The sequence below is a fragment of the Candidatus Profftia sp. (ex Adelges kitamiensis) genome (assembly GCF_020342455.1).
Taxonomy (GTDB): Bacteria; Pseudomonadota; Gammaproteobacteria; order Enterobacterales; family Enterobacteriaceae; genus Profftia.
In genome coordinates this window covers 276,124-289,270 of record NZ_CP080506.1, presented here as the reverse complement: position 1 = coordinate 289,270, position 13,147 = coordinate 276,124, and the positions used below count along the sequence as shown (strand labels likewise).

Genomic DNA, 13,147 nt, shown 5'->3' with positions numbered 1-13,147 from the left:
ATGATGATAAAACAGTATATACAAATTATCAAACCCGGAATTATATTAGGTAATTTAATTTCAGCTATTGGTGGATTTTTTTTGGCATCAAGAGGAAAATTAGATTTTTTTCTATTAATCATGACTATAATGGGATTATCGTTAATTATAGCCTCAGCTTGTATATGTAATAATTACATAGACCGAGATATTGATGCAATTATGGAGAGAACTAAAAAACGCATCTTAGTACAAAAATTTATTAATCCTAAAGTAATTTTATTCTATGTAAATATATTAGGATTAACTGGTATAGCTATATTATATTTAACAACTAATATATTGACTACTTTATTAGCAATAATTGGCTTTATAATTTATGTTGGTATTTATAGTTTATATATGAAACGCAATTCTATATATAGTACATTAATTGGAAGTTTATCTGGTGCAGTACCTCCTATCATTGGCTATTGTGCAATAAATAAATCTTTCGATACTGGTGCATTTATCTTACTAGCTATATTTAGCCTGTGGCAAATACCACATTCTTATGCAATTGCTATTTTTAGATTAGAAGATTATCAATCAGCTCATATTCCAGTTTTACCAGTAGTAAAAGGTGTTACAGTAACTAAAAAACATATTAATATGTATATATTAGCATTTATAGTTGCAACTATGCTCTTAACTTTTAATGGTTATGTAGGTTATACATATCTAATAGTTACTACAACAGCAGGTCTATGGTGGTTAAGTATAGCTTTCTCTGGGTACAATAATAAAACAGTAGATAATCAAATATGGGCGCGTAAACTATTTTTATTTTCTATTATTATGATAATTTGTGTGAGTATTATGATATCGATTGATTTCCAATCTTATGTACCTATAGAAAAGGATAAAGAAAAATATATTGTAGATTTATAGTAAAAAACTATAACTTTTATCTTAATTATTTCTAAAGATAAAAGTTTTTTCTTAAAATATTAAAATATTATTAATAATATTAAGTAAATAAATATAAGAAATTAGTTTTTATATCATAAGATTATAGTTACTACTGCTTAAAAACTTATTTGCTATAATACAGCAACACATATTAAGATATTTGGGAGGTAATCTATGTAATTAATTTAAAAATTTTGCTTAATACTATAAAATATTAAAATTATAGATAATTTTTTTCATTTTTTAGCTCTTAATGAATATAACTATATACTTAAAATGTAATCTGTATTATTTCGATAATTTATTTATAAAAATATACCCTATTAAAAGAATTACTAACCAAATAATACCTACATACAATGTAATACGGGTATCAGGAAAATAACCAATTAAACATAGAATAAACACCAAGAAAAAAATACTTATTATCGAAGTTAGGATACCGCCAGGTAGTGAAAAATTTAGTGCCTTAACCTGCTCATAACTCAAACTACGACGAAAGGCTATTTGGGATACTAATATCATAATCCATACCCATACTGTGGCAAAAGTAGCAAGCGAAGAAATTAATAAAAATACCCGTTCTGGCATGATATAATTTAGATAAACTGCAATCAATAACGATAAAACCATAACTAATACAGTGACCCATGGAACATTGTTATAACTAGAAACCTTTAAAAATATTTTAGGTGCATTTCCCTGTTGTGCCATACCATACAACATACGTCCTACACCAAATATATCACTATTTATCGCTGATAAGGATGCAATAATCATTACTAAATTAAGTATACTCACAGCAATATTAATACCCATATGCTGAAAAGTTAATACAAATGGACTACCCTGAATGCCTACCTTATTCCATGGATATATAGACATAATTACAAATAATGTACTAACATAAAATAACAAGATACGTAGAGGTACTGAATTAATAGCCTTAGGGATTGATACTCTTGGGTTTTCGGATTCACTTGCAGTAATTCCTATAATTTCAATACCTCCATAAGCAAACATAACTATCTGTAGTGAAGCAATCATACCTATAAAACCATTACTAAAAAACCCTCCTTGTGTCCATAAATTATGTATACCAGTAGGATGACCACCATTACCCATCCCTAAAAACATTGTACCAAAACCTGCTATCAGCATGATAATAATAGTAATGACCTTTAAAAAAGTGAACCAAAATTCAAGTTCACCAAATATTTTTACGCTCATTAAGTTAATAACACCAACACTCAATATAATAATTAACGTCCAGAACCAGCGCGGCAAATCTGGACACCAGACACTCATATAAATACCGCATGCCGTTACATCAGCTATAGCAACAATCAATATTTCAAAGCAATATGTCCAACCAGTTATATAACCAGCTATTGGTCCTAAATATTCCTGAGCATAAAAAGAAAAAGAACCTACTTGTGGATTATTAACTGACATCTCACCTAGTGCACGCATAATAAAAAAAGCAAATATACCACTAATAAGATAAGATAGTAGAACGCTAGGACCAGCAATTCTAATAGCTTCAGCAGAACCATAAAAAAGGCCTGTACCGATAGCCGAACCAAAAGCTATAAAACTAATATGCCGTGTATTTAATTTACGTTTGAGTTGATTTACCTGCTGATACATAAAAAACTTACCATAAACCACTATCAAAATATATAAAAATATTAAGTTTATACTTATAATTACAATTATATTTATATGCTACATACATATAACTATTAAATATAATATATAGAAGATATTATTCTAGATAATCTAGAATAATGTTATTAACGAACCGTGACTTTTTTTGGACCTAGAATACGATCATAAATTACCATGGTAAACCATACTAATAATGAAGGTAGTAGCCATTCTAGACTTTGATCTGCTAATGGTAGAAATTTCATCCAAGCGAGATAACTAAACAACGTAGAGTTTCTTAATGGTTCTAGTGCACCAAACAAAAAACTTATCAGCATAACTGGAGAAAATATACGCGGAGAATAATTCCACCAATCTTTAGTAAAACTTAAAACTACTAAAAATATACATGGTGGATAAATAGCTGTAAGTATCGGAATAGAAATTTGAATTAAATGATTCATACCTAGATTTGATAATATCATAGAAAATAAGCTTAAAATAAATACAAGTGTATGATAACTAAAAGGTAAGTACTGAGAAAAAAAATCAGCACAGGCACAGGTTAAACCAATCGTTGTTACTATACAGGAAATAAAAATAAGTCCAGCTAGGAAAATACTACCTATACTGCCAAAAGTATGTTGTACATAAGCATTTAATATTACTGCACCATTTTTAGCTGCTGGGACTAATTCTCCACTACAAGAACCTAACTGAAATAAACTTAAGTATACCAAAGTTAAACCTACACCGGCAATCAAGCCAGCCCAAATTGTATAGCGAGTTAATAAACGACTATCTATGATTCCGCGAGAACGGGCTGCATTAACTATAACCATACCTAATACCATAGCACCGAAGGTATCCATAGTTAAATATCCATTCATAAATCCACAGGAAAAAGGAATGTTCTGATATATTTTAATTGCTGGAATATGTGAACCAGCTGGCCATAAATAAGCGGCAATACCTAATACAGTTAATGCAGCTATTTTAGCAGGAGCTAGAATATGTCCAATAGTATCTAGTAACTTACTAGGATACATTGAAATTACTATCGATAATGAAAAATAAATTAAGCTATAAAAAAATAGTAGAGTGTCATTATACCCAACTAAAGGTGCTATTCCGAGTTCAAAAGAAACTGTTGCAGTACGAGGCATTGCTAACAATGGCCCTACAGATAAATAGCATAAAGTTGCTAATAACATTCCAGCTTGACGACCAATTGGTTTGCTAAGCTCATCAATCCCCCCTCCTACTTTAGCTAATGCAACTAACGTCATAACAGGAAGACCTGCAGCAGTAAGAAGAAACCCGGCAGCAGCAATCCAGACATGCTCTCCAGATTGCAAACCCACTATTAGTGGAAAAATAATATTTCCTGCACCTACAAATAAAGCGAAGGTCATAAATCCTAGTGCTAAGATATCTTTGAACGTTAAGCGATCATTCATAATAATTAAGTACTATCCTAATAATTAAGTTAAAATGTAGTAAATATACTGAACTATAAAATATAACCAAATAGTTAAATATTTACTAATATTTAAGACTGAGAAAGATTTTATTTATCTCGCACTTTAATATAAATTATATTACCAATTGAGATATAAATAATTTTTAAGCCAGTAATACCTTTGTAGGTACTATAAACTTTATCTATAAGTATAAATTTACTGGGTAAAATTATTTTTTATAATATTCCTAATAGATCTATATATCTTATTTGAAGCTAAAAATTAATTTCATATTTAGCTTTTTAAGGTCTAAACACTGTGCTATAGATAATTTATAAAAATTACTTTATAAGTATGTATTAACAATTTTATTGTATATTACTTTTAGTAATATATATTTGATATTTACTGGGATATAAATAATTGTGGATATATAATTTTTTATTTATTAATCTTTTATTTCTTGAAAAGCAATACTAGATTATATCTTGATAAGATTTTTAATATCTTACTTTTTAAATAAAAATATAATACAATTCTTATATATTTTTTTTGCTATAGATAATTTATATACTTCACTTTAATCATCATAATTGCTGATCTAATGAATTTAAAGTATAGTGGGATTACTTAGCTATTTATTTAAAACTAAAATTTAAACTAGTTATAGATATAACTTTTTACTAAGGATAAATAAAATAATTTTTGCAATAAAATATATTAATTGAATTAGTAACTCTTAATTATATTTCAGTATAATTAAGTCTTGATATAAATCAAATATGCATAATAGAAGGTATAAAAAATAATACAATAAATTTACCTAAAAATAATTCTTTAAAATATTAATTTAATTTTATATGGATAATGTCTTTTTAAGGCAGATAATACATTATCTATATACAAACTACAAGAATTAATTAACTATTTAATTATTTTTTAGATAATGTAAGCAAAATTTACTCTTTATGAGTATAACAATCATATATATTTATTAATAGATTACATAATGTAAAATTTTTTTTAGTATAATATCATTTATACAAAATATATTATATAAGATATATTCATTGACTGATATAGATTATTTTATGCGCTATATACTAATGAGTGATTAGCTAACTTTAAACACAATTGAAATTATTTAAGCACAATTAATATAATTCACGAGATATCTATAGATAATATAGTACTAAATCTTTCTATAATAAATAAAATTTTAAATTAATAACTAATGGATATATAATAAATATATGAGATAGAAGTTATAACTTAACTATTAGTATTATGTATAATACATGTAATATAAAAACTTTATTTAAACATAAAATTTACTATGATAATGAAAAGATTATTATATAATAGTATATATAGCTATTGCTATCTCGTAGTATAAGGTATCTCCATAATACATATATTAAATTTAATATAATAAAAATCTTATAATTAAAAAAATTCTTCCATTGAAACTGATATATAGACAAATATACAATTATATTAATACATGAAATATTCTTATATTATATTAAATATCTATAAATTTTTAAAGATTGTATTAATATTTAATAAATATTATTTTATAGTCTTTGACTTGTATTAAATAATTGTATTATTTTCTTATTCCTGTTTATCTTTACATAAACTTTTATAGTTCTAAAATCTACCACAACCAGTCCATAATACTTCTTGTATTTATAAAGTAAAATAATATAATTAATACTTATAAAATATCTAAAGAATAATATTATTATTGATAATATAAACTATAAAATATAAATATACTTAATAATGAATAATCGTGTATTATTAAATTTAATATCACTGTTAGACTAAGATGATAGTTATATGCTAATTACTTTTACAATCTAATAGTAACCTATAGTATTAAATACTACATATAAAATATAATATTTAACATATCTCACCTAAAGTGGCGAAAAACTAAAAAATAAAAACTATTTAATAGTATGTATTATATAATTATGTACTACATACATAAGATTCTTTATTGCTTTATAAATACTTAAACTTATATAATTCTAAAAGATATCTGGAGAATTATGTAACTTAAAATATTAATATTTTTATATATATCATAATGTCTTGTTGATAAATAACTAAAAAGAAAATATATAAAAAAGATAATTAAAACTTAGTTTATGATTACACAGGAATAAAACTAAAAAATTTTCTAAAAATAAGGAAACATACAAAATATAATTTTGTTTAAAATGTAATGCTACAAGAATAGATTATTCTTTATTTTAAAATATTATAATAGAACTATCTAGAAATATAAAATTCTAGAAATATATTTCTAGCTTAAAGAATAAAATATTAAAATAATTGTATTCTATCTTATATTAAACTAATTTTTCTTATATTAATTATAAATATAATTAATATAGAATATTAACATGAATTTAATGTAAAATATTTTATTTTAAATAAAAAGCGCAATAGTTAAGATAAATATAATGTATTTAAATTATAAAAATAATCAACCAAAGAGAAGTATCACTAGACTAGTGAATAATATAAGCAATATTACTTGGCATGTTTAACTTACTATCATGCTCATTTTAGATGTTTAAATGATATTTATTACATGATATTTGCCAAATATCTATAAATATATCAAGATTTGTTATTATAAATAACAATTATAATTATTAATAAGATAAGATTTATATTAAAATAGCACAATTAATATTCATAATAATATTATCTTAATAATAAGAATACAATTGTAAATAAAAATAATGTATTGGATATAAAAATATCCTATATAACATGAGTATATAACATTAAATTAATTTTATTTTTTGTGATAATCTAATCAATTTATTTATCAATACCAAACATTTTAATATAATACAATACCTTTAAAATAATATAGTTTAAATTAAAGTAATACTCAATAATATTAAATACTTAACTTTGTTACCCTGTGTAACTTTACACAAATTTATAAATATTATTAGTGACTTAAATAAAGATCGTTGAATACTTATATAATAAAATATATATACTATAAACTTAGTTTTTTTTTAATTTTAGTATTTTAATTTGTTTTAAAATATAATAAGAGTTATATCTATAGAATTATATAATGGTATTTATAAGAATATTAATTATTTAGTTAAATTAATTAGAAGGTTATCAATGAGTTGGATTGAACATATTCTTAAAAAGAGTAATATCAAGCAAACGCGTAAAATGAATATCCCTGAAGGTGTTTGGACTAAATGTGATAACTGCAGTCAAGTTCTTTACAGAGCTGAACTAAAACGCAACCTAGATGTTTGCCCTAAGTGTGATCATCATATGCGTATATCTGCACGTATGCGTTTACATACTTTATTGGATGTAGGAAGTGAAGTTGAGCTTGGTAGCGAGCTAGAACCGAAAGATATACTTAAGTTTAAAGACTCTAAAAAATATAAAGATCGCATATTAACAGCACAAAAAAATACAGGTGAAAAAGATGCATTAGTTGTAATGAACGGTTTACTAAAGGGTATGCCTGTTGTAGCTGCATCTTTCGAATTCGCTTTCATGGGGGGATCAATGGCTTCTGTAGTTGGTGCAAGATTTATTCGTGCTGTTGAACAAGCACTAATAGATCACTGTGCATTAATTTGTTTCTCTGCTAGTGGTGGAGCTCGTATGCAAGAAGCATTAATATCTCTAATGCAAATGGCGAAAACTAGTGCTGCACTAGCTAAACTACAAGAACAAAAATTGCCTTATTTATCTGTATTAACTAATCCTACAATGGGCGGTGTATCTGCAAGTATAGCTATGCTAGGAGATATTAATTTAGCAGAACCTAAGGCGCTGATTGGCTTTGCTGGTCCCCGTGTTATTGAACAAACTGTTCGTGAAAAACTTCCACCTGGTTTTCAGCGTAGCGAATTTCTAATTGAAAAAGGGGTGATAGATATGATTGTGCGTCGTCCAGAAATGAGAAATAAATTAGCAAGTCTTGTAGCTAAAATGACAGGAAAACCAGAACCTATCGTTAGTGAGAATTTGAATTCAATGCATACTAAGGATAAGACATAAGATTATATGTGATAGATATTTTATTTAAAATTACTTTATACTACTCAAAAATTTAAACGCATATTACATGTTCTATTATTTTAATAATATAAATTTATAATTATTACATCTGGTACTGAGACTATTATACATATTTTACTAAACCAATATCAATTATTCGAACAAAAATCGATAACTATGAATAGCTTTATTACCCCTCAGGATACATCATCATTAAATGATTGGTTATATTACATTGAAAATAATAATAATAAAATTATTGATTTAGAACTTGAACGAGTTAGACGGGTAGCTAAAAAGATTAATATTCTTAAATTAGCTCCAACCATATTTACTGTTGCAGGTACAAATGGTAAAGGGACTACTTGTCGAATATTAGAAACTATTTTACTAGCTGCAAATTACCGCGTAGGAGTTTATAGTTCACCACATATCTTATGTTATACTGAACGTATACGTATTCAAGGACAAGAACTTACTGAATTAGTTCATTGTCGTTCATTTGCAGCGTTAGAGACAATACGATGTGGTATACCTCTGACATATTTTGAATATAGTACCTTATCAGCATTGCAAATTTTTCAATATTATACACTCGATGTAATTATCCTAGAGGTAGGTCTAGGTGGACGTTTAGATGCTACTAATATTCTTGACCCTACTATTGCTATAATTACTAATGTTGCACTTGATCACACTGAACAATTAGGATTAGATAGAGATAGTATAGGTCGAGAAAAAGCAGGTATTTTTCGCGCTGGAACTCCAGCTATAGTAGGTGAATCTGATATGCCTATGGCTTTATCTGAAGTAGCTTTAGAAAAAGATGCAATACTTTATAATTGTAATATTGACTGGAATTTTAGGATTACAGATAATAATTGGTTATGGTATGATCCACGTAAAACATGGTCAAATTTACCGTTACCACACATACCATTACAGAATGCTGCTACTGCATTAGCGGCATTACGTCACTGTAAACTAAATATTCATAAAAAAGCCATTATTCAAGGTTTAAAGAATTGTAGATTGCCAGGACGTTTCCAGATTTTTAATAAAAAACCTTTATTAATTCTAGATGTAGCTCACAATCCGCATGCAGCAATATATTTAGCTGAGCGATTACAGAAATTGATTTTAAAACTATTAAATACAAGAAAAGTAGGACTACTGCGTGCAGTTGTAGGTATGATGAAGAATAAAGATATAGCAGGTACGATATCATGTCTAAAACCCATAATCAATCAATGGTACTGTGCTCCATTAGAAGGTGTACGTGGGGCTCCTATTGAATATTTAATTAAATATTTAGATAAGCCTAATATATTTGTCAGTATAGATAGTGCCTGGAGAAAAGCAATGCACGAATCTTCTCCAGAAGATATAGTAATAGTTTTTGGTTCATTCTGTACTATATCACATGTTATGACAGCATTAAAAATGGAAAAGATTAGTGACAAATAAACTTCAAAACCAATGTATTAGTATAGTTATTATTGTATTAGTTATCATTTTATTACCTAGTTTAGTAACAGGGCAAAAAAGATCTCATAAATATTATTTTTCTATCATCCCCTTGGTTCCTCAACCTCCAAGTAAATCTGTTTTAATGAATAACATGCCTCCTGTTACTCAAATACTCAGTGAAATACCACAAAAATATAAAACACCCAATGATATCCGAAAAAAATACAACCATGTTGCTATACTAAATAATAAAAGTAGTCATTGTATAGGTAAATTAAATACTAAAAATATCCAACAATATTGTAATCACATTGCTAAACTACAACTTAAAGTTAAACAAGTAAAACAACATAATATTACTACACAAAAAAAAATAATCACAAAAATACCTAAAGTTAAAGAGATAGCACCAGCAGGAATAGCATATATAGTACAACTAGGTGTATTACATAATTTTGATCAAGCTAATAAAATAGTAAGAAAACTACGTTTATACGATTATCACGTTTACACAAATCCTAACTGTCCAGTTCAAGGAGACATTATTTATGTATTTGTAGGTCCTGAGACGTCAAAGAAAAAACTACAGTATATTTTACCTGAATTACATCGCATAAGTGGTTTAAATGGTCAGGTACGTATTTATAATTGTAATTTATAATATACTTATTTTAAGGTCTTTTTCATTTTTAATATCAAAATTATTTTTATTACTTAATAACTGGAAAATATTTTTTAGTAATGATCTTATTGTAAGTATATAAAGGTTATAAGTAAGAATACCACTCAAAATATATTCTGGGTATTCATGCTAGAAACATTACTAAAGAATATAACTTATATTGTAGTGGTATAAGTAAACAATAGAATATATAATATATATTATTAAATGCACAAGTACTTTATATACAATTAGTAATCATATACTAATTATACTTGGCATATATAAATACAGAATTATAATATTAAAATATTTTCTAATAACCGCAAATAATTATATATACTAGTAATTATTTTTATCAAAAATAAAAAACTTCATACCAACATCTTCTAAGAAGAAGCTCATTTTTAATTGAAATAACTAAAGTGTATTATTAATAATATTATATATTAATATTTATCCATAAATATTAATATATAATAAAAGAGATCATTCTTTCATTTATATTAATTCTCTAAAAGTTAATATTATAAATAAAAAATATCTTATATTTAGATGGCAATACCTATAATATTATTATATTTTAAATGCATAACATTACTAAGACTATTAATAGTATTTATTTATTTTATTTATTACTAAATTAATCTAATTAAAGATTGAATTTACTTATTTTAATAAAGTAGTCATACCTATATTAATATAGTAATATTAAAGATATTTAATGGTCTTGTTTTAAAGGAAATTACTATATTATTTATATAATATATATAAAATAGCAGTATATTAATAATAATATTATAATAATTGATTTTTATAATATTTTCTAAAAATAACAACTATTGTCAAATAGTTTTCACTTTATAGTTATTAACTAATACATAGATATTGAGATCATTTTAATTGGAATAGTTATGTTTTGGATAGACTGGGTTATTATTAGTGTTATATTATTTTCAGCGTACATTGGCTTAATAAGGGGTTTTATAAATGAAATATTATCACTTATTACTTGGGGAGCGGCATGCTTTATCGCAAGTCATTTTTATACTAATTTATCTATTTACTGTACTAGTTTTAGCGAAGAATTAGCAAGAAAAAGCGTTGCAATAGTTATTTTATTTGTTATAACACTTTTTATTGGAGCTATTATTAATTATATCATAAGTACCTTAATAAATCATACTGATCTCAAAAAAACTGACTGTATACTAGGTTTATGTTTTGGTTTAATGCGTGGTTTGCTAATCGTATTAGTAAGCTTATTTTTTCTAGATACTTTTACTGCTGTAATACAAAACCTAGATTGGGAAGAATCCAAGATTGTTCCTGAATTAATAAATATAATGAAATGGCTATTTGAATATATACAGAGTAAATCTAGTTTTTTACAAGAAAATTTACCATCTATTACTATACTCCCGATGCGTATAAGTTAATAATAGAATCAAACAATAAAGTATTTTTATGTGCTTCTAATATTTTGCAGTCAATAAATTTAACACTATGATTTCATATATTAACTAATCATTCATTATTTTATGAATACTACTAAAATTATTTTTTATATAAATATATTATATCCTTTAATTTGCTTACTTAGTTAGTATAACTTAATATATTCGATAGTTTATCTTATAAAAACTAATGTTTTAAATATACAATCTATTATATAATAATAAATATTCGAAATAATATACTTTTATTATAAATAATATCATCTTACTAATGCTATATAAAAAAATATTGCATCACATTATTATTTCTTAAATTTTTATTCTTTAAAAATTATTAATATCTAATAGATACTTACTACTCAATCTAACTAGTATGTTGTATTCTTTATTGATATTAATACTAGCCTTATATTCACTTAACTTACAGTAGTTTTATAATATTATTAATAATAAATTATATAAATTACTAATTTATATATAAATAATTTTATTTATTTTAAATAATGATATATTAGGGATGAATCATAAATTATTGATTCTAAATGAGAAAAAGCAAAATAATCCTATTTTATATATTTTATTGAATAAGAATAATAAGATAATTAAAATTAATATATCATAAACTCTTAAAGTAATATACAAATTATATAAGCAATAAAGTATTGTACACGTATCTTACTTAAATCAGGTTTTTAATGAATATTATCTATTCATTAACTGATAATAATATTAGTATTATTATAAGAATAATCTCCTTATATAGTATTTATACTGAAAATAATACAGTATTAAAGTTTTTACTCTATTTTTAGGTGTACCCATTTTTATAGTGATCTATTTAATGCTAATGATAATTTTTTTTACTTCAACTTCTATTTTAGAAGTATTACCTATTCTAGATATATAAATATCTATAAAATAATTATAATTCCTTAATTATTTTAATAAATATTATGAAAACTACTAAACTATTTTAAGATAAACTGCATCCATACCTTAAATATATTACAACAAGATATTATCTTTAATTTGTATTTATTAGTTAATAAAGGGGTATTTTTTAATAAAAACATATAACACTTTTGTATCTTTAGAATTAGCAGTGTACTCTACAATAGTTATGGTTTAGATTACAAAATTTTTCTAATAAAGTATTTGTAGAATATTTTTTTTAAGTAGATGAGATAGTTAATCTAATATGCTTGATTAAAAAGTACTTTAGATTATATATCAAGTTATATCTATAATACCTTAACAAATCCAGTATTAGTTATGTTTAAAAAGTAGTTTATGAAAAATATCGTATACAAAATCCCTATTATATTTAGATTTAGGATATTTTAAAATATAGTAATTGTGCTAACATTCAGTTTTATTATATATGCGTTATCTAATAATTTTGAATGATTTAAAGAAAACTTAAGTACAATATATCTAATAATACTATT

General features: G+C 24.6%; 7 protein-coding genes. 5 read left to right on the top strand and 2 right to left on the bottom strand.

The genetic code is table 11. From position 1 onward, the window contains the following. The first annotated feature begins 3 nt into the window (after window positions 1-3). Window positions 4-909: a heme o synthase gene (gene cyoE / locus K0T98_RS00655; RefSeq protein WP_225639495.1), complete on the top strand. Its 906-nt coding sequence runs from the start codon at window positions 4-6 to the stop codon at window positions 907-909. Between the two features lie 309 nt (window positions 910-1,218). Here the strand turns inward: cyoE and proY are convergent, their stop codons facing one another. Next, window positions 1,219-2,580: a proline-specific permease ProY gene (proY, locus tag K0T98_RS00650; RefSeq protein ID WP_225639494.1), complete on the bottom strand. Its 1,362-nt coding sequence runs from the start codon at window positions 2,578-2,580 to the stop codon at window positions 1,219-1,221. A 146-nt stretch (window positions 2,581-2,726) separates the two neighbouring features. Continuing rightward, on the bottom strand, window positions 2,727-4,040 hold the full coding sequence (gene brnQ / locus K0T98_RS00645; RefSeq protein WP_225639493.1) for a branched-chain amino acid transport system II carrier protein: 1,314 nt from the start codon (window positions 4,038-4,040) through the stop codon (window positions 2,727-2,729). A gap of 3,168 nt (window positions 4,041-7,208) precedes the next feature. Between brnQ and accD the strand changes: the two genes are divergently transcribed. The 4 genes from accD to K0T98_RS00625 all read left to right on the top strand — a co-directional run bounded on the left by accD (window position 7,209) and on the right by K0T98_RS00625 (window position 11,681). Next, the gene (gene accD, locus K0T98_RS00640) at window positions 7,209-8,111 is read left to right on the top strand and encodes an acetyl-CoA carboxylase, carboxyltransferase subunit beta (protein WP_225639492.1); all 903 of its coding nucleotides are present in this window, start codon (window positions 7,209-7,211) and stop codon (window positions 8,109-8,111) included. Between the two features lie 177 nt (window positions 8,112-8,288). Continuing rightward, complete coding sequence (folC, locus tag K0T98_RS00635) at window positions 8,289-9,578, top strand: bifunctional tetrahydrofolate synthase/dihydrofolate synthase (protein WP_225639491.1); 1,290 nt, start codon at window positions 8,289-8,291, stop codon at window positions 9,576-9,578. After that, window positions 9,568-10,242 (top strand): cell division protein DedD, encoded by a 675-nt coding sequence (gene dedD, locus K0T98_RS00630; RefSeq protein ID WP_225639490.1) that lies wholly within the window; start codon window positions 9,568-9,570, stop codon window positions 10,240-10,242. Before folC ends, dedD begins: the two co-directional genes overlap by 11 nt. A 914-nt stretch (window positions 10,243-11,156) precedes the next feature. After that, entirely contained in the window at window positions 11,157-11,681 is a 525-nt protein-coding gene (locus K0T98_RS00625) for a CvpA family protein (protein WP_225639489.1), read from the top strand. Window positions 11,682-13,147 lie beyond the last annotated feature (1,466 nt).